Source organism: Paenisporosarcina sp. (assembly GCF_049671445.1).
Lineage (GTDB): Bacteria > Bacillota > Bacilli > Bacillales_A > Planococcaceae > Paenisporosarcina.
Map to the genome: position 1 here is coordinate 1 of NZ_JBATUX010000077.1, position 19,721 is coordinate 19,721.

The 19,721-nt window shown below is 38.0% G+C and carries 15 protein-coding genes and 1 other annotated feature; of the genes, 3 read left to right on the top strand and 12 right to left on the bottom strand.

The window, feature by feature from the left end; translation table 11 throughout:
• Positions 1 to 600: 600 nt before the first annotated feature.
• From WBG45_RS10160 to WBG45_RS10195, 8 genes are all read right to left on the bottom strand, one after another.
• Positions 601 to 1,110 carry a GNAT family N-acetyltransferase gene (locus WBG45_RS10160; protein WP_424414223.1) on the bottom strand — a complete coding sequence of 170 codons (510 nt, stop codon included), beginning with the start codon at positions 1,108 to 1,110 and terminating at the stop codon, positions 601 to 603.
• An 11-nt stretch (positions 1,111 to 1,121) separates the two neighbouring features.
• Positions 1,122 to 2,156, bottom strand: coding sequence for an ABC transporter permease (locus WBG45_RS10165; RefSeq protein ID WP_424414225.1), 1,035 nt, complete (start codon positions 2,154 to 2,156; stop codon positions 1,122 to 1,124).
• Positions 2,134 to 2,874: an ABC transporter ATP-binding protein gene (locus WBG45_RS10170; RefSeq protein WP_424414227.1), complete on the bottom strand. Its 741-nt coding sequence runs from the start codon at positions 2,872 to 2,874 to the stop codon at positions 2,134 to 2,136. The genes WBG45_RS10165 and WBG45_RS10170 overlap by 23 nt, the downstream gene beginning before the upstream one ends.
• A gap of 13 nt (positions 2,875 to 2,887) precedes the next feature.
• A complete protein-coding gene (locus WBG45_RS10175) occupies positions 2,888 to 3,562 on the bottom strand; it encodes an SOS response-associated peptidase (protein WP_424414229.1) in 675 nt (224 codons plus the stop codon).
• Positions 3,563 to 3,951: 389 nt separating this feature from the next.
• Positions 3,952 to 4,566, bottom strand: coding sequence for a PH domain-containing protein (locus WBG45_RS10180; RefSeq protein ID WP_424414231.1), 615 nt, complete (start codon positions 4,564 to 4,566; stop codon positions 3,952 to 3,954).
• A 390-nt stretch (positions 4,567 to 4,956) separates the two neighbouring features.
• Positions 4,957 to 6,054 (bottom strand): Ger(x)C family spore germination protein, encoded by a 1,098-nt coding sequence (locus WBG45_RS10185; protein ID WP_424414233.1) that lies wholly within the window; start codon positions 6,052 to 6,054, stop codon positions 4,957 to 4,959.
• Positions 6,051 to 7,136 (bottom strand): GerAB/ArcD/ProY family transporter, encoded by a 1,086-nt coding sequence (locus WBG45_RS10190; RefSeq protein ID WP_424414235.1) that lies wholly within the window; start codon positions 7,134 to 7,136, stop codon positions 6,051 to 6,053. Before WBG45_RS10190 ends, WBG45_RS10185 begins: the two co-directional genes overlap by 4 nt.
• Before the next feature lie 14 nt (positions 7,137 to 7,150).
• On the bottom strand, positions 7,151 to 9,361 hold the full coding sequence (locus WBG45_RS10195; protein WP_424414237.1) for a spore germination protein: 2,211 nt from the start codon (positions 9,359 to 9,361) through the stop codon (positions 7,151 to 7,153).
• Between the two features lie 167 nt (positions 9,362 to 9,528).
• Between WBG45_RS10195 and WBG45_RS10200 the strand changes: the two genes are divergently transcribed.
• The gene (locus tag WBG45_RS10200; RefSeq protein ID WP_424414239.1) at positions 9,529 to 10,383 is read left to right on the top strand and encodes a VOC family protein; all 855 of its coding nucleotides are present in this window, start codon (positions 9,529 to 9,531) and stop codon (positions 10,381 to 10,383) included.
• Positions 10,384 to 11,118: 735 nt separating this feature from the next.
• Here WBG45_RS10200 and metG read toward each other — a convergent pair.
• Positions 11,119 to 12,750: a methionine--tRNA ligase gene (metG, locus tag WBG45_RS10205; protein ID WP_424414241.1), complete on the bottom strand. Its 1,632-nt coding sequence runs from the start codon at positions 12,748 to 12,750 to the stop codon at positions 11,119 to 11,121.
• A gap of 48 nt (positions 12,751 to 12,798) precedes the next feature.
• Positions 12,799 to 13,067: a binding site (T-box leader), on the bottom strand.
• A 120-nt stretch (positions 13,068 to 13,187) separates the two neighbouring features.
• Positions 13,188 to 13,694: a GNAT family N-acetyltransferase gene (locus tag WBG45_RS10210; protein ID WP_424414243.1), complete on the bottom strand. Its 507-nt coding sequence runs from the start codon at positions 13,692 to 13,694 to the stop codon at positions 13,188 to 13,190.
• Between the two features lie 231 nt (positions 13,695 to 13,925).
• Here WBG45_RS10210 and WBG45_RS10215 point away from each other — a divergent pair, with 231 nt between their 5' ends.
• Positions 13,926 to 15,428 (top strand): MDR family MFS transporter, encoded by a 1,503-nt coding sequence (locus tag WBG45_RS10215; RefSeq protein WP_424414245.1) that lies wholly within the window; start codon positions 13,926 to 13,928, stop codon positions 15,426 to 15,428.
• A 691-nt stretch (positions 15,429 to 16,119) separates the two neighbouring features.
• Here the strand turns inward: WBG45_RS10215 and recQ are convergent.
• Positions 16,120 to 17,874, bottom strand: a complete 1,755-nt coding sequence (recQ, locus tag WBG45_RS10220) for a DNA helicase RecQ (RefSeq protein ID WP_424414247.1) — start codon at positions 17,872 to 17,874, stop codon at positions 16,120 to 16,122.
• Between the two features lie 43 nt (positions 17,875 to 17,917).
• The gene (locus WBG45_RS10225) at positions 17,918 to 18,526 is read right to left on the bottom strand and encodes a DUF1836 domain-containing protein (RefSeq protein ID WP_424414249.1); all 609 of its coding nucleotides are present in this window, start codon (positions 18,524 to 18,526) and stop codon (positions 17,918 to 17,920) included.
• Positions 18,527 to 18,668: 142 nt separating this feature from the next.
• Here WBG45_RS10225 and trhA point away from each other — a divergent pair, with 142 nt between their 5' ends.
• Entirely contained in the window at positions 18,669 to 19,316 is a 648-nt protein-coding gene (gene trhA / locus WBG45_RS10230; RefSeq protein WP_424414251.1) for a PAQR family membrane homeostasis protein TrhA, read from the top strand.
• Positions 19,317 to 19,721: the final 405 nt, after the last annotated feature.

Genomic DNA, 19,721 nt, shown 5'->3' on the forward strand with positions numbered 1-19,721 from the left:
GTTACGCTTTCCGCGGGCTTGCGCCGAACTAACTCGGACTTAACGTCCGAGTGGATTTCTGCACTTCGCTATTTCCGCTGGAGTCTTCACTGTTTTGCTCCATATCACTAAATCGAAAGCTATCTCATATACTTATTCACTAGAATGATTGGAGTAGAAGGCGGCGACACCAGAGGGATAAGCGTTCCAAACTAGACCCCGCAGTGAACGAGTTGGTCTTAACAACTCGTTTGCGACGAGTAACCTCAGGAGCACAAGTTTTTTACGCGAGGCTAGTGGACCGCCCGCGGAAAGCGTCCGTCTGGAACGAAAATCAACAGTATCGTTTAATTGAGCCAAAATAAAAAGGAGCTGTCCAAAAAGTCATAATACATGGCTCATGGCAGTTCCTTTTTTAGTTTGTAAGGTTGATTTCCGTTCCAGCGCACTTTCATGTTTCGAAGCTAGCAAAGCGATGCAACGCCCTTTCATGTTTCGAAGCTAGCAAAGCGATGCAGAAACAGAAACAGAAACAGGTGCAACGGTCTTAATAGCTCCCAGGAGTGGTGCTCGCCCAAGAATAGCACATCGGTTTTTCGGAATAGCAACATTTCACATAGCTTAATAATTTATTGCAAACAATCTAACGTCTTCGGATGTCGAAGCAAACTTAACATTTCCTTCTTCGGTCATTCCTAATTTAAGCAGTAAGTTAGCTGATTTTTCATTATCCAATGAGGTAAACCCTGCGATACGGTGGAATCCTAATTTTTCATTTCCAAATTTTAATGTCCCTTGTGCTGCTTCAAATGCATAGCCCATTCCCCAATATGGTGAAAGAATAGCAAACCCCAAATCCACATCTTTCAGGAAATCACGTTGAATTAGACCACATATCCCGATTGGTGTCTCGCTTTCTTTTAACTCAACTAAGCACAAACCAAATCCTTCTTCTTTATACATGGTCATTGGTCCATCTTCGATATATTTTTTTGCTTCATCTATTGTACGAATTCCTCGATCTCCAATATATTTAATCCAATCGGGTTCATTTAATAGCTCTAGCATAAAATTGGCATCCTCAGTCTGCATATATCTTAAAATAAGCCGTTCTGTTTCTATAACTTTCACGAAATTCACCTCTAAATTTTTCGATACTTTTTAAGAGCAAGAATATTTAATGCAATAAACACAACTGCAAAACCTATAAGAACGACTAAGTCTGTAAGTATTTCACTTAAATCCATTCCTTTATACATAATGCTTTTCAAAGCGTCCGCTCCATATGAAATTGGCATAATCTTCGAGAATATTTGCAGCCATTCCGGCATTCCAGCGATAGGAATAATTCCAGTAAAGAACACTTGAGGCACAATAACTAAAGGGATGAATTGTATCATTTGGAACTCGGAAGCCGCAAATGACGAAAGTAAAATCCCCAAACTTAATGCTACAAGCGCAATTAAAACATTTACGAGCAGTACATGCCAAACGGAACCAACTAACACCATATCTAATATGTTTACAGAATAAACAACAACAATAACCGTTTGAACAATAGCAAATAAACCGTACCCAATTAAATAACCAAGCACAATCTCCCATCTGCGGATAGGGGTAGACAACAACCTTTCGAGTGTACCCGTCATACGTTCACGCAACAAACCTATCCCAGAAATTAAAAATACAAAGAAAAAAACAAAGAAACCGACCAATATCGGACTCAATACGTCAAAGAAAGTTGTATCTTCGCTTCCATACATATAATTCGTTTTTAATTCGTCGTTCATCAATTCGGATTTGCCACTTCCCATAGCAAATGCTTGTTGAATCTTTGTTTGTAGTAATTTCGAACGAGAGGGATCCGTATTTTCAATTGTTAAGTTCAATGTTCCATCTTTCAAAACCAGATAGCCATCTAATTCATTTTCAACAATGACTTCTTCTATATTATTGGTTTCTTGAAAAGTGACAACATCAATTTCTAACTTTTCAAGTTGCTCAATCATCTCATTGGATAGACCTTCTGTCCCAACCTTGGAAGAATCTCCATTGCTAGTAAATAGAAAATGCATGAGCGTTAAAATAAGGAGCGGAGCCATAAATAACAAAGCAAGTGTACGTTTGTCACGGACAAGCTGCAAAACGATTCTCTTAACTAGTGCTCTGATGCGCATGAGCTACCCCTCCCGCTTTCAAGAAAACTTCTTCTAAATTAGTCACTTGATAGTCGTCTTTTAACTTTTGAGGAGAGCCTGTTGTAATCACACGACCTTCTCTTATCATAGCAAGGACATCACATTTTTCTGCTTCGTCCATGACGTGTGTGGTCACAATAATCGTCTTATTTTCTTCATTCTTCAACCTTGTAAGCTCTAGCCAAATCGATTTCCGCAACTCGGGATCTATACCTACAGTCGGTTCGTCAAGAATTAATAATGGTGGATTTTGAATAAGTGCAACTGCTAGTGACAATCGACGTTTCATCCCACCCGAATAAGTGGCAACTCTTTTCTTTAATGCACTTTCTAATTGAACAAGGTTTACAACATAAGCAATTCGTTGATGTTGTTCTTTTTTAGTCATCAAAAACATGGCAGCAAAAAAAGTTAGGTTTTCATAACCCGTCAAGTCTTGATAAAGTGCATCTGATTGTGCCATATAGCCAATTTCCTTTAGCAAACTAAGGTTCGGGACCTGTTGATGCAAAACTTCCACATTGCCAGAAGACGGGAGAGCCATTCCCATAATGAGTTTAATAATGGTCGTTTTGCCAGATCCAGAAGGTCCGATTAGACCAACTATTTGGCCTTGCTGTGCAGAAAAATTCACATCCGAAAGAATCTGTTGTTTTCCATATGATTTGCTTACATTGTTAACTTGTAAAATGGACATGGACGACACTCTCCTACTCCCCTACTTTGACAATTAATTCTGGTGCATTATTTTTAGGTGAGTTGACTTTATCAGACACTTCGTACGCTTCAAGTAAACCGTTTTCTAAAGGAATCAAAAATGGTTTTAATTCTTCTATCGTCTTTATAGCAGGATTCAACCATGTTTGTTCATCTTCTTCTTTAAGAATAACAGGCATTCGATCGTGAATGGTCGACATTAAATCATTTGGTTCAGTAGTCAAGATTGTGCACGTATGAACGAGCACGCCACTTGGAGACGTCCAAGATTCCCATAAACCAGCCATGGCAAAAAGTTCGTTATTTTTCATTTTAATGCGCATGGGAACTTTCCGGTCTTCCGTCTGCTTCCATTCATAAAATGAATTAGCCACAATCAGGCATCTCTTCTTTTTCAACGCTTCACGAAAACTAGGTTTTTCATGCACGGTTTCCGCTCGGGCGTTTATCATTTTGAAACCGATTTTTGGATCCTTTGCCCACGGAGGCACGAGTCCCCACTTTAAATAACCTATTCGGTTTTTCGATCCATCATTTACAACTGAGAGAATCATTTGTGAAGGCGCAATGTTGTAGCTTTCTTCATACTCTTCCACATCAAAAGTGGCTTCACCAAATCGTTCTTCAATCTTTCTGAAATCTGCGAATAGACTATAGCGTCCACACATACTTACCCCTCCACTCTTTAACAACCAATTCGCTACAAATGATTGATTTCCTTTATTCAGAAATGAAATTTATCATGCTAAGTCTAATAAAATAACTCTAAAAATGACGATCAGTCACTCTTAGAATCCGCTGTCCATCTAGGGAAGAATGGTGTCCTTCTCCAAGCGAATGGACGATTACGTTTCGCGAGTGGACGAAAATCAAATTAAATGGACAATAACCTCTCGCGAGTGGACGGAAACCCAAGTTGAATGGACGAAAACCCAAAGTGAGTGGACGATAACCACTATCCAAGTTCGAAGGTGTAGCTCCAACAAATTTATACTTACTTTCTTTCAAAAAAACGCCCCTCTCAAGTGAGAAGGACGGCTAGGGTGAATTCTCCTGATTATTGATTTATATATAACTCGAAAATATCCTTAAAATCTTTCTTCGCATATTTTGAGCGATTTTCATGCATCCAATCATGTGCGAATCGCGTGATATCTTCAAATGATTGAGCTGGAGTTACTTCATTGTTGCCATGACGCCCCATTGATTGCGAAGCATATGACAAGCTGTTCTCTGCGATGGCATATTTTTTCTCGTTTTCTTTTACTTCTACAGAGATCGCAAATAACACTTTATATAAATCCTTAATTTCAGCTAAAAATCGTTTGTGAATATCAACCGTTAGTGGCATATTACCCATCGTAAACTTAATTTCTACATCTAAATCAATAGTTCCTGCTGTTTCTAACGCGACATTCGTAATCGGATTATAAGCATACTCATACCGTTTAAGTATACGTTTTTTGCTAATTGCGTTTGCTCCATCCACATGAATCAACGCTTTGTTTGTAAAGCAGTATTCATCGGCTTTCGTTTTAATCAAGAAAAAGATTTCTTCACCGGATTCATGCATAACAAAATCGTCTGACTCCGTTTTATCAAAATCTGTTTTTGGTACAACAATGCCAATATCAGATAATCCTAATGCATCAGCTGCTAACTTTTTAAACATCTAATTGCCCCCTTTTAAATTCAAGTTCAACTATATCTACGATATAAAAATCAGAAAGTTTCGTATTTTATGAATATGTGGATAATTATGTGGATAACTTAATCTTTCCCTACACTCAATCTCATTATCCATAATGATTAATGAATAGGATAACAAATCCACTTGGCCATACTAAGTACAATTAATCATATCCCAAATATAATAATAGCCGGTAAAAAGACGATTTTCGAAACTATTTCATCAAATAAATTCCCCTTAAAAAGACGTGAAATGAGCAAATCCGATGTACTGCTTAGAAAAATAACTGTTAGGACCTAACGATTGGAAGTAGAGTGAAATGAACTAAAGGCTAAATCCTGGATTCAACAGGTCTTAGCCTTTACAACTTGCTTATTTCAATGCACCGACACTCATTAGTTTTGTTTCTACAGTAATTTCAAATTCTGCTTTAGCTAATAATTCTTCGGTTAAGCCTTCTGGCCAGTCGCCTTTGTAACGCATTCGAAGAGTTTCAAACATGCCGATAGGTTCAATTGATAGGTCTCTGCATTTTTCTATCATCTTCATCGTTTCTTCCTCGATTTTTTTATTAATTTCTTTTTCGAGTGTTTCAATGTCATCCTTATTTGCTAGATCCTTATCTCCTTCATATTCACTTAATGTCCCTTCGAATTTTAAGTTTATCTTAACCTTAGGTGATTCGAAGTTATGATTAGTCTTTATTTTAGACTTTGATTTAACGAATTCCATCGCTACTTTCTCTTTCTCAGCAAGCGTGAGGGCAAATACAGATAATTTCTCTTCATCACGCATTATTTGAATTAATTTCCCTTCTTGTTTGGAAAATATGGTTACCATTTTTCCGTCATTGAAGACAGCAAGTCCTGCGATATGAATTAAGCCATCCTTTAATTCCACGTGAGGTGAAATGCTATCTATCAAAGGATTCGTTTCATCAAACACAAAGTCATGGACGGTTGTGAAAGGACTGAAGAATGTATATTGTCTAGGATGGAATACATTGTTGATATAGATGCTCGTATTCTGTTTGTCTGGATATTCAGTCGTCAATATTTCTTCAGCTGATTCTTCTACGACTGCCACAAAAGTGTTTGCTCGCACATCCGCATCCTTATATAAATACTCTACCATCTTTTTCATTTTTTCTTTTTCCGCGAATTCTTTACTGAATAAGACCACTCGGAGTTGTTTTAGTGACACAGTTTTATCTGCATTCGATGCTATCTCTACTAACCCTTTATGTAGCATATCTGTTTCAACAGTAACGATTTGTGTATGCTCTATCGCTTCAGGTGCGGGCTGGGGCATGATCACTGTCATTTTCATTTTTTCATCATCGATATAATCGAAACCTATTACACTGATCATCCCCAATTTCTCTACAGAAGGTTGAGAACCCTGAACGGTAGTACAGCCACTTATCATCAAAAGGGTAAAAATCATAATTAGTAATCGGAGATTATTCACTTCTTCACCTCATTCCTTTTCCTTCTAATCAAGTGAACAATGCATAACAAGATTGGCCATAGTATCAGACCATAACTTACATAAAACGTATTCTCATACAATGTTTTTCTCATTACTTGGGAAAATGGGAGATTGATTACGATATACGTCAAAATTGCCACCGCATAAATATGATATTGGCTATTTTTATTGCGAACGGAATCGACTCCTTTTTTCGCTACCCAAAGGTAAGCACCTGCTGTCGTCAGTATAAGAAACACCCATAAAGTAATCCCCAGCTTATCCATCCGTTCGACAAACGACAGGTCCACAGCTTGAAATAATTTAAGAACTGGAAAAAGACTATGTTCAATTTGCCACTCCGTAAAGTACATGACTGATACAGTGGTAACGGCTAAATATATAATGCTGGTAATCCAAATAGCAATTGAAGCGTGCTTGAAAGCCTTTTCTGGTTCACGGATATACGGGAAGAAAAACATAAGTAACTCATATCCAATCACAGAGTTATAGCCTTTTTTTGTTGCATCCCAAAACTCCGTCCCAGTGAAATTGAATAAAGGCAAGAGATGGCTGATTTCTCCATCCACCATACCCCATCGCAAAAAATAAATCATCCAAGCTGTTAAAAAAAATGTCAGCATACAAAACCTAGCGAGTGACTTGATGCCTCCTTTAACAATGAATACAGTCAACAAAATGAACACGAGTAAATGACCTGTAATGGTCCGCTCTGGCAATAAAGCGATTTGGACGAGCTCTAGGTAATTTTGAATAACCGCAGCAAAAAGTATGGTGGCATATATAATTAGAAAACTATTTAACACCTTGCTAATCCATTTTCCTAACAATTTTTCATGTATATCAAACAGATCATCATCTCGATACTGCAAAGCCAACCAAATCATAGGAATGATTGTAATGTTTGCGATTATTCCAAAAAGAATTGGGAACCACCATTGACTGTAGCCAACGGGGCTCAATGAGTTACTGAGGGATAACAAACCCATACCTACCATGATATTTTGTACTAGAAATATCACATGGTACCCATTCAGAACTTTCTTTTTAGTAACATCCATTTTCAATCCCCCCTCTATTTTGTAGGTTTTTTCTCTCTCTTAGATCTAGACATGGCCGTTCTCTGTTGGAGAAATACCAGTGGTAACCGAATTACGCTATCCTTCAAATCCGACCATGAGCGCGGGATGACCGGCGACATATATGGCGTACCAAGGGATGTTAGGTTCAATAAATGGTTAAATAACCAGGCTAGGGCAAGCATTTGACCAAGCAAACCAAACATACCTGCTGCCAGGATGAAAATATAACGAACGAATCGACTGGCATTGCTCATAAGGAAATTCGGCATCAAGAACGATAATAAAGCGGAAATGGCTACCAGCACAATGAGTGTATTACTGACAAGGCCAGCTTCAACGGCTGCTGTCCCAATAACAATACCGCCTACAATACCAATTGTTTGACCAATTTTTGTAGGCATTCGAGATCCTGCTTCCCTTAAAATTTCGATGACCAGCTCAATAAACAGTACTTCGATTACAGGTGGGAATGGTACCTTGCTTCGTGACTCCTGGGTCATAATCAACAATTCAAACGGAAGTAGACCTGGATGATAGGAAAGTGCAGAAATATAAGTTGGCGTCAGCATAATTGTAATAAAGAAGCCTGTGAAGCGTAATATTCTTAAAAGAGTAGCTGTTGTCCATCGGTTATAAAAGTCTTCTGGAGAATTGAACATTTCAATGAATGATGAAGGAGCGATCATTACACTTTGGCTATTTTCCATTGCAATGACAATTCGTCCATCCAGTAAAGAGCTCGCTACGACATCCGGTCTAGATGTTGCCGCGTATTGAGGAAACGGTGAAAACGGATTATCTTCAAGCAATTGTTTAAGAATGACGACATCGACATATCCCGTATAATCCAGTTTTTCGATACGCTCTAAAATAACCTTAAGGTTTTCGTCATTGACGAGATGTTCAATATACATAATGGTAATTTTGGTATTCGTTTCTTGGCCAATGATGTAATCTTTACTTTTCAACCCGGTTTGGTGAATTCTTCTTTTTATTAAAGATAAATTTGTTTTTAATGACTCCGTGAAGGAATCTTGCGGCCCAATTACAGTGGTCTCATTTTCTGAAGATGAAATAGCACGTTCCGGTGGACTAAATGTCTGTGCTAGCAAATACTCTTCTTTGTCGTGATGAAAAATAACGGTTTCGCCGTTGACTATGGCCATGAGTATCTTTTGCTTATTCCAACCATCCATCGTATCAAAAGAACTCAAAACTTCACCTTGATCATTCACTAGCGGCAGGATGATCGCTTTATGTAAAATCATTGGATCGATAAGAGAGCTCAAGTAGACAACGGTCACAAGTCCTTCTTTTGTTTGATAGTCTTTGACCACGGCATCATCAATGTCTATTAGTTCGTTTTTAATCGTCTCAAGTGATATCGATTTTGGCGTTTTCTTAGCTTTGGCTTCTTTCCTAGATTGAACTTTTTGCAAAGGCTTTGTTTCTGCAACTGTTGGTTGATTCTTTGATTGAGCTGCTGGCTCAGGCTTTGTTTCTGCTGCCGTTGACTGAGGCTTTATATCGGCTACTGGCTCAGGTTTCGTTTCTTTAGCTGTAGACTGAGGCTTTGATTCAGTTGCTGGCTCAGGTTTCGTTTCTTTAGCTGTAGACTGAGGCTTTGGTTCAGTTGCTGGCTTAGGTTTTGTTTCTTTGTCCATAGACTGAGGCTTTGATTCAGTTGCTGGCTCAGGTTTCGTTTCTTTAGCTGTAGACTGAGGCTTTGGTTCAGTTGCTGGCTCAGGTTTCGTTTCTTTAGCCGTTGACTGAGGCTTTGATTCAGTTGCTGGCTCAGGTTTTGTTTCTTTGTCCATAGACTGAGGCTTTGATTCAGTTGCTGGCTCAGGTTTCGTTTCTTCTGCCGTAGATTGATTCTTTGATTTTGCTGCTGGTTCAGGCTTTTTTTCTTCAGCCTTAGACTGAGAGTTTGATTCAGTTGCTGGCTTAGGATTTGTTTCTTTTGCTATAGACTGAGACTTTGATTGAGTTGCTGGCTCAGGTTTTGTTCCTTTTGCCATAGACTGAGGCTTTGATTGAGCCTCCGCTTTTGGCTTTATTTCAGCAGCCTTGGATTGATACTTAAATTCAGTTGTTTCCTTTTGTTTTGTATCTGTTGTTGATTGATTCATTGATTGAACTCGATTTGATATTATTTTCTTACTTTCTACTATTAATTTACGTGCTTTTTTCCATATCTTCATTCGATCACTTCCCTTCGCGTTGAAGGCTTTCTATTTGATTTAAGACTTGCCCAAGGGGAAGAAATTTATACGGAAAAACGTAACTGTTGACACATCATGTAAACTAACATATTATTAGTTACATAAAGTAAGCTACTTAATAAACGTAACTTAAAGGAGAGAATAACATGAATTTTCATCAACATCCCACCACTTATACAAAGCATGTCCATTTAAATGTTTCAGACCTTTCTCGCTCGACCATTTTTTACGAAACTATTTTAGGACTACGTATTCTTAACCAAACTCCAACGATAGTAAATTTCACGGCTAATGGACAAGATGTAATTTTAACGATTGAGCAATCTGCAGGTGCAAACAACCTAGTACCGAATGCGGCAGGACTGTACCACATGGCATTCTTAGTCCCTTCTAAGCAAGAACTTGGCACAGTATTTAATCATATTCACAGTTCTGGTTATCCGTTTAGTGGTGCTTCCGATCACAAAGTAAGTGAAGCACTTTACTTGAACGACGTGGAAGGAAACGGTATAGAGATCTATTATGATCGGAGCCCTGACAAGTGGAATTGGCAAAATGGGGACGTAGAAATGACCGTCGACCCTCTTGATATTGAAAGTCTCGTAGCCAGTGCGGATCAAACAACATGGAGCGGTATGCCATCAGGTACTGTTATGGGCCACGTTCACCTAAGAGTTGCTAATCTAGCTGAAGCAGAAACTTTTTATGTGCAAGGATTAGGGTTTGATATCGTCAATCGTTATGGAACACAAGCCATGTTTATTTCTTCGAATGGCTATCATCATCACATCGCCTTAAATATTTGGGGACGTCCAAATGCTATTGAACGCAATGAGAATACACTTGGCCTAAAAAGTTATTCAATCGTTTATCCAAGTGAGGATGCAAGGCAAAAAGTTGTTTCGCAATTAGAGATAATAGGTGCAACCGTTTCAGTACAAAGTGATTATGTAAGTGCGATTGATCCATCTGGTATTGAAGTTCAATTGTTGATTAGTTAATCAAGGGCCTAAATAATCATCAAGAACGGTGGTACAAAATTGAATTCAAGTATTTCGTTAGTCTGGAAATTGGTATATATAATTTTGTGTCAAATCCAATAGTTAACCCTTAGATATAACAATAAAGCCAAACATATCCGGAAAACATCCGAGTATGTTTGGCTTTTTGCCTATCATGGAGTTACTTGAAACTTAAACACAGTTCTCCTCCATAAACGACTTATTATTCACAAAAACTTAAAAATTATCATAAACAAATTTTTATTTATATTAAATTTAATTCCTTTTAAAAGTCGATGAATCGTACTATACAATCAATTTTCGAGATTTCCATAACCTAAACATTCATTTCAAACTTGCATAAATTAGAGAGATTTTACAATGAGGAGTGTAGTTGAATGGTTATGCCATATGGAAGATTTGATGAAAGTCCACGTTCACGACAACGATATCCGAGATTTCCGAGGTATCCGAGATATCCAAGATATCCAAGATATCCGTATTATCCTTTTTATCCTTTTTATCCTTTTTATCCTTATTTCCCGGGATATGGGTATCCTAGGTATGGTGGTTATCCATATTAAGTGTTCATGAATTGCACTTGATATTTTTAAAGCCTTCAACTCTCTATATCACAAAGTTTGTACTGAAATTTGTCATTGATTAAAAGAATGATGGTTGTAAAATTTAAAAGAGATGGTGATTCCTTTGTGTGGAATTTACCATCTCTTTTACTCATTTCACGTTTTGATGTAGCCTCTCTAACTCTTCTCCAATCCGATTTATATCAATTCGTTCAAATAATGGGCTCACCTGTGTAATTTGATAACTCATTCTTTCTATTGATTGCCAATCGTAAGAATCCAAATTTAACATCCCTCTCACTTTTTCACTTGAGAAAGGCAGAAACGGTGATAGGAGTTGTGCGCAATTAGAAATCAGATGCATACATGTAAGTAAGGTATTCTTACATTCTTCAGGATTTTCATGAATTTCCTTCCAAGGTTGTTTCGCATCAAAGTATCTATTGCCGAAGCGAATGGTCTCAAAAATCATTTCTATCGCTTGTTTAAAATGACCATTTTCTATCAATAAACCAACTTCAGGATATCTATCTTGAATCTTCTGAGTAACTTCCACGTCGAGGATACCAGAAATATGCCCTTCAAATGACTTTTCAATAAACTTTAATGTTCGATTCACTAAATTCCCATATGCACCGAGGAGTTCTGAATTATGACTTAGAATAAATTCACGCCATGAAAAGTCTGCATCTCTGTTTTCGGGTGCATTTGCTGTTAAAAAGTATCTCACTGAGTCTGGATTATAGGACTCCAAAATAGATGGTACCCACACCGCCCAGTTTTTACTTGTTGATAATTTTTTCTTTTCTAACGTTAAATATTCGTTGGAAATGATATGAGTGGGAAAAGCTTTTTTATCAATTCCCATTAAAATTGACGGCCAAATAATTGAGTGGAAAGGTATATTATCCTTCCCGTGAATATAGTAAGAAACTGTATCTTCATTCCAAAAGGCTGCATCACTTTGATTTGACTCATCCGACCACTTCTGGCTAGCTGAAAAATATCCTGAAACTGCTTCAATCCATACATATATTTTTTTATCTTCATACCCTTTTACTGGAACACTTACTCCATTTGCTAAGTCTCTAGACACACCGCGGTCATGCAGTCCTTCTTTTAAATATCTTTCAGACAATTGGATTGCATTATTTCGCCAAAGCTTACTTTGTTTTGCCCTTTCAACTCTCTTCTCTAATTCATCTTGAAATGAACTTAAGGTGAAGTAAAAGTGTTCAGTTTCTTTTGTGACTGGCTCATTTCCACAAATTTTGCATGTGCGCTCAATTAAATCAAGAGGATCTAAAATGGACGAGCAATTGTCACACTGATCGCCTCGAGATGGTTGCCCACAGTTAGGACAAATACCTTCAACATAACGATCAGGCAAAAACTGATTGTCAAACTCACAATACGTTTGTTCAATCTCTTTTTTATAAATGTAGCCATTCTCAAGAAGCTGCAAGAAAATCTGTTGCACAATTTCATGATGCTGTTGATCATCCGTTCTAGAATAACAATCAAAAGTGAAGCCAAGTTTCGAAAAGCTGTCCACAAATTCATGATGATATCGATCCGCGATATCTTGTATAGACATGCCCTCTTGATTGGCTCTAATTGAAATTGGTGTCCCATTACAATCACTACCTGAGACATACAAAACGGATTCACCCTTTAATCTGTAATACCTCGCTAAAATATCTCCAGGTAATAACGCTGCGATATGCCCTAAATGCAATGAACCATTAGCATAAGGCCATGCCCCTCCAATAAAAACGCTCATCATATTCCTCCTTTTTTTACATACAAAAAACCCCGCCCTTATCTAATCGATAAGGACGAGGTTGATATCTCACTCGTGGTTCCACCCTAATTCACAAATAGCTCACACTATTTGTCTTAATAAGTACGAAGCTTTATTTTAAGCTTTTATACTGTGACATTTTTAACGAGCGTCTATTCTCGTTGCATCCTACTCATCCTTCGATTTTCAGTGCAAAGCTCAGAGATCATGTTCAAAAGACTAGTTTGCTTCATTTCCACCAACAGAAGCTCTCTATATAACATCGTCTATTTACTTTTCCTCTTCATTGCCTTTAGATATTAGGTTGTATTGATTATAGATAATATGGAAATAAAATGCAATCACCATTCAATCATTATATATTTTCTAATGAATAAACTCGGCAATTTTTTTTTGTGATGTTTTTAGTCAGTTTCTCATTCGATAGATAATCGATATGCTTTTACGATAATTCCGTCATTTGCTGGTTGAAAATCAAATTCTGGCATGCGTGCAAAACCCATACGCTCATACAATCTCATGGCAGTTTTCATAAAATCTGCTGTATGTAACCCAATGTTTTGTGAACCTATTATTTTTGTTCGATGAATACATTCTTTGATTAAGGCTTCAGCAACACCCTTGCCTCGCGACTCTTGATTAACTGCAAGCATTCTTATTTCAGGATAATCGATCATTTCTACTAATCCTTTATAGGCATCTGATTTAGCAGGGAACAAAGCAACACTGCCTACTATTTCTCCATCTATTTCAGCAACTAGTAGTTTAACATCTACCTGTTGGTCAGCATCTGACATGATGGCTTTTCTCAATGCCTCCCAGTGAGCTTTTGGAATAACTTTGGCATGATCTTTGTATGCCTTCACACGTTGTTTTCGTATCAGTTCTACTTCATCACTTACAGCCTCACGTATGTTTACCACTATATCAACTCTTTTCCTTATTTATTACCGTGTAATCTCAGATTATTAATCCATCATAACATTACCAGTTTTGTCCAAATAGAGAAAGCACAATTTTGACTCAAATAATTGTCAGAATAAGGAACTCCTTCTTAAATAAGATATTTATAAATTTCTCTTTCAAGAACTCTATTGCTATACTATTTTTATCTGTATGTATTTCATATTTTTTACATTAGAGGAGAAGTTAACTTGGTAGAAAAATCGAATTTACGCCTTGTAGTTACAGGCTTGATGTTAGCTATTTTAATGGCCGCTATGGATAATACGATTGTTGCAACGGCACTAGGATCGATATTGGCTGATTTAGGTGGCGTTGAAAGCTATGTGTGGATTACTTCGGCTTACGCTGTAGCCGTAATAGCTGGAATGCCGATTTTCGGAAAATTATCCGATATGTATGGACGCAAACGATTCTTCGTCTTTGGATTGGCAATTTTCCTTATCGGTTCCGCATTATGTGGAATTGCACAGTCTGTACCTCAATTGGCTATATACCGAGCCATTCAAGGCATCGGTGGAGGAGCGTTGATGCCGATTGCGTTTACAATCGTCTTTGATATCTTCCCTCCTGAAAAACGCGGGAAAATGACAGGATTATTAGGGGCAGTATTCGGTGCTTCAAGTGTTCTCGGACCATTATTAGGAGCTTTTATTACCGACACAATTAGCTGGCATTGGGTGTTTTATGTGAATGTTCCTATTGGAATTGTATCTCTATTCCTGATTCTGAAATTTTACAAAGAAACTAAGCAAAGTACGAAACTAAAAATTGATTGGCTTGGTGCATTTTCTTTAATCACGGCTGTCGTCAGTTTGATGTTTGGATTAGAGCTTGGGGGTAAGGAATTCGAATGGAATTCTTGGCAAAGCTATGCACTATTCGGCATTTTCATTGTGTTTTCCATCGTATTTTTATGGGCAGAAACAAAAGCATCCGAACCAATCATTTCATTTTGGATGTTTAAAAATCGCCTGTTTGCTTCCTCACAAGTACTGGCATTTTTATATGGGGCAACGTTTGTTGGATTGACTATATTTATTCCTATATTTGTGCAAGCCGTCTACGGGGAATCCGCGACGAATGCAGGCTTTATACTGATGCCGATGCTACTCGGATCAGTAGCTGGAAGTGCCTTTGCCGGGATTACACAAACTAAAATTTCTTATCAGAAAATCATGGCCATTTCAGTGGTTTTCTATGGAATCGGTATGGCTTTAATGTCAACGATTTCTCCTGAAACAAGCCGTATACTACTGACGCTGTATATGGTTTTGGTAGGTTTGGGTGTAGGATTCTCATTCTCACTATTACCTTCAGCGAGTATGCACAAAATGGATTACAGACATCGTGGTTCTGCCAATTCCACCAATTCCTTTTTTCGTTCCCTTGGCTTGGCACTTGGAATCACGATATTCGGTTCGTTGCAAACCAAATTGTTGACTAGTGAAATTCAAAACAAACTTGGCAGTTCTGATCAAGCAACCGCAACGAAGACAATCGACAATTTACAAACTGTTTTTCAACCTGAACAACGGGAAATGATTCCACCAACTATTTTGGAAGTCATCGTCAACGCCATGTCGAATTCTATTTCAGCTACATTCTTATGGTCACTCATCCCGATAACCATCGCAATCGTCGCTGTATATTTCATGGGTAATGAAAAGTTAGAGGTGTCGAAGGATAAATAACTGCCATAGTAGCCTGTTGATTTCCGCTACGGTGGACGCTTTTCGCGGGCATTGCTTCAGTCTCCTCGTCACTGCAAAGATACTGGCTCTTGGCCAGCCTCTTTCCTGCGGGGTCTTCAGCTCATGCATCTGCCGCTTCGCTTTCGGTGCAGAAAACTTTTGCTATTTCCGCAGAAGTCGCCACCTGCGCTTCAATCAACTAATATAGGTAGCAACTAATATTATAGGTTTGTTTAACTTAGAATCATTTTTTCGTGTCTTAGCAATAAGCAATTGATATTTTTTCTTGTTGGTTACTACTCAATTCATGGATTGTAGTGGAAGCGGCGGGAAAAGATCTGCTCCTGCGGTTACTCGTCGCAAAGATATTGGACGAATTACAGTTCGTCCAATATCTTTCCAGCGGGATCAGCGGGACAGGTGAGACCCCACAGATCGCGAAGCGACCGAGGAGGCTCACCGCCCGCCCCGTGGAAAGCGTCCGCCTGTTTTCTGCATCGCTACGCTAGCTTCGAAACATGAAAGGGTGTTGAAACGGAAATCAACCATATTAATGAATCAATCTTTTTGTCCAAAACACCTGAAACACTGGATTTATGGAACTAAAATTATATACTTTCTTTTCAAAAGGGCTTTTCCTAAACGTCATAATTTTGACGTTGGGAAAAGCCCTTTTGATTAAACAAATTTCTCATGTATTGATTGCACTTAAAAATGCCTCGCCATATTTCTCGAGCTTATTAGCACCTACGCCACTAACTTCAAGGAATTCTTCCTCATTTTTTGGACGCTTAGCACACATATCTTTGAGTGTTTTATCCGAGAAAATAACAAATGGTGGAACATTTGATTCGTCAGCCAATTGCTTTCGAATCACACGAAGCTCTTCAAATAATGGATCGTTATCGGCAACTTGTTGCGTGACGATGGCGCCTTTTCGCAATACTTGGCGATTGCCTTTTAACACTTCTTTGCTTTGCTCGGTAACGTAAACTGTAGGAAAAGAACCTTGATCTACAGCTAGCAAGTCCTGAGATATCATAAACTCCATTAAATTTGCTACTTCTTTAGCATTATAATGTTTTAATATGCCATATGTTGAAAGTTTGTCGAATCTGAATTCTAATACTTTTTTATTTCGAGAACCCGTCAGTACTTGAGCTATCAGAGTTTTCCCGAATTTTTGTCCCATTCGAATGACACATGAGAGAACCATTTGTACATCTTGTGTGACATCTTGACTATCACGTTGATCAGTACAGTTGCTACATTGCCCACAATTGTCAACATATGTGTCGCCAAAATAATGAATAATAAATTGTTGCAAACAATTTTCTGTATGACAATAGTCGACCATACCCTGCAACTTAATCAGTTCTCCAGGAATACGACTTGGATCTTGTGCTTGGTCAATTAAAAACCGTTGAGTTTGTACGTCTTGAGAAGCATACAACACCGTACATGCACTCGGTAATCCATCTCGCCCGGCACGCCCTGCTTCTTGGTAATAACTTTCCATGTTTTTTGGCACTTGATAATGAATGACATAGCGAATGTTTGATTTATCGATGCCCATTCCAAATGCATTCGTCGCGACCATCACTTGTACTTCATCTTTTAAGAACCGCTCTTGTTCGTAACTACGGTCTTCATCGAACATTCCACCATGATATTTTGCTACGCTAATGCCACGTTTTTGAAGCATCTCATATATATGATTGACTGTTTTTCGCGTAGCTGCGTATATGATTCCTGATTCATTTTCATTTTTCATGACATAGTCTTTCACAAACTTTTCACGGTCTTGTCCTTGAATCACGGAAAATGTCAGGTTAGATCGTTCAAATCCAGTCATCACCGTATTTTCTTCAGCAATATGGAGAATACGGCAAATATCTTCGCGTACTTGAGGGGTTGCCGTTGCTGTTAATGCAAGGACTGTTGGCGTATTTGGAAATAACTCCGTCATTCTGCTAATTAAACGATAACTTGGTCTGAAGTCATGTCCCCACTGTGAAATACAATGCGCTTCGTCTACAGCAATAAGTGGTACTGGAATTTCACGTAACTCATTCAAAAACGATTGCGAATCTAATCGTTCTGGAGCTATGTATAAAAGTTTAACCGCTCCTCGATGAACATCGTACATCACTTCTCGTACTTCTTCATGACTAAGTGAACTATTGATATAAGCAGCATAAATGCCCGCTTCAATTAAGGTATCAACTTGATCTTTCATTAACGAGATGAGTGGTGACACCACAATGGTAGTTCCTTCTAAAACGAGTGCAGGTATTTGATAACAAATGGATTTCCCTCCACCAGTTGGCATCACACAAATGGAATTCTCTCCATTCAGCACTTGGTTAATCACTTGTTCTTGTCCCGTTCTAAATGTTTCATATCCAAAGTAGGTTTGTAGATACTTCCTTGCTTGGTCTAACAAAGTGGTCACTCCTTCTATCTTCCAGGTTGAAAGTGCCAGGCACTTAAGTTTTTTTGTTAATTGCAGTACTAGGCACTATTATCGTCTCTTCTTTTAACTGATCGATTAATAGTTCTGCCGCTCTTCGGTAAGAGTTACTAATATTTACGAGTGATAAGATTAAAAGTATTTTTTCTAGTTTCTCTCTATCGTCTTCATCTAATCTAGCAACTTCACTATGTGCATCGTTTACACGTTTCTGGAATTCCTTTTCGAAATCTACCGCATTTCTTTGTTGAATGGATAGAAAACTTTTATAGAACTTTTCCAGTTCGAAGTCTTCATTTGCCAATTTATCGTTAATTACGCCAAGAGTTGATTTGATGTCATTGATGGATAAAGAGCCTTTTAATTGATAAACCAAACTGATTAAGATGAGATGCTTCTTCGAATATTTTTTGTTTTTAATAGGAATAAAAAGCTTCCCTTTTGCATAGTTGTTTATCATGGTTTTCGTTAAAACCTTTTCATCATCATTGCGTTTTGTCGTTTGAAATGTGTGATCAAACAATTGAATCACTTGATCCATATATAAATCAATATCAGGCATTTCCTGAAGTGAAATGTTGTTTTCTAAAGAAAGTTTATTGAGTATGTCTGCTGTATTTTCCATTTAACATCCCTCTGTTTCCATTGACAATTACTCGTGTTATTGTAACGCAAAAAAGATCAACCGTAAATGTTGACCCTATGACGATATGAGTATATGATTATAAGTAGTATCGATAACTACATATAATCATGGGGGTATTATTTTGCGCACTTATATTCGTGAACCTTTTAATGCATTGTCTCATTTTGCCGGTGCCGTTCTTTCTGTTGCTGCGTTAATTGCTATGATTGTCAAAGCATCAATAACTGATGCACCCACCTTGCATTTGGTAGCTGTTACGATTTTTGGAGTGAGCATGCTTTTACTTTACTCCGCATCTGCTACTTACCATATGGTGCTTGGTAAAGACCGTGTTATTTCTTTCTTAAGAAGACTCGACCATTCGATGATATATTTATTAATTGCAGGCTCGTATGCTCCATTTTGTTTAATTGCATTAAACGGCTCAACTGGGTTTGCGTTATTTACGGTAGTCACCGGCATTGCTATCGCTGGAATACTATTTAAGATGGTATGGTTCAACTCACCAAGATGGCTTTCCACTGGTCTCTATATTGGAATGGGATGGATCATCGTTTTCTTAGCTTCACCTCTTGCTGAGACATTAAGCGCAACGGGTTTATGGTTACTCATTTTAGGCGGCTTAATGTACACGATTGGCGGCGTTATTTATGGTGCAAAACCAACATTTTTACAATCCAAATACCTTGGCTTCCATGAAATTTTCCACATTTTCATTCTATTAGGATCTATATTCCACTTCTTGTGTGTTTATATGTATGTGTTGTAGAGATGTAGGAAATGGTGAACAAGGTGTATTTCTCCAGAAGAGTCGTATCCATCTCCAACCGATTGGTCGGAAATTCAGTTGAATGGTCGAAAACTTACATTTAGTGGTCGGAAACCATTCTCCAAGAATCTATAGCTACTTGTTTTAAAAAAGTGCCAATCACCTTCCGTTTTTATGGAGTTTTTCTCCATTAACGTCTCGGTGAATGGCATTTTTTTCGTTCTTCCGATTACCTCTCTCTCCTATCATCCCTTTTCATCGAACCCAAGCTATTTTTAAATAAAGCCATATACTAACTCGAATACAGATTAAAGGAGGTACCCATTTTTGGTTAATCAATTTTTCCCATTTCTACCCGGTGATGACTCACCTAACTTTGGAAGCCCAAACTTTCCTGGACAAGGA

Excerpts from the sequence above, each read along its gene's own strand:
- WBG45_RS10170 (WP_424414227.1), bottom strand. The coding sequence starts at position 2,874 with ATGTCCATTTTACAAGTTAACAATGTAAGCAAATCATATGGAAAACAA.
- WBG45_RS10180 (WP_424414231.1), bottom strand. The coding sequence starts at position 4,566 with ATGTTTAAAAAGTTAGCAGCTGATGCATTAGGATTATCTGATATTGGC.
- metG (WP_424414241.1), bottom strand. The coding sequence starts at position 12,750 with ATGAGCGTTTTTATTGGAGGGGCATGGCCTTATGCTAATGGTTCATTG.
- WBG45_RS10165 (WP_424414225.1), bottom strand. The coding sequence starts at position 2,156 with ATGCGCATCAGAGCACTAGTTAAGAGAATCGTTTTGCAGCTTGTCCGT.
- WBG45_RS10175 (WP_424414229.1), bottom strand. The coding sequence starts at position 3,562 with ATGTGTGGACGCTATAGTCTATTCGCAGATTTCAGAAAGATTGAAGAA.
- WBG45_RS10200 (WP_424414239.1), top strand. The coding sequence starts at position 9,529 with ATGAATTTTCATCAACATCCCACCACTTATACAAAGCATGTCCATTTA.
- WBG45_RS10225 (WP_424414249.1), bottom strand. The coding sequence starts at position 18,526 with ATGGAAAATACAGCAGACATACTCAATAAACTTTCTTTAGAAAACAAC.
- WBG45_RS10190 (WP_424414235.1), bottom strand. The coding sequence starts at position 7,136 with ATGGATGTTACTAAAAAGAAAGTTCTGAATGGGTACCATGTGATATTT.
- WBG45_RS10195 (WP_424414237.1), bottom strand. The coding sequence starts at position 9,361 with ATGAAGATATGGAAAAAAGCACGTAAATTAATAGTAGAAAGTAAGAAA.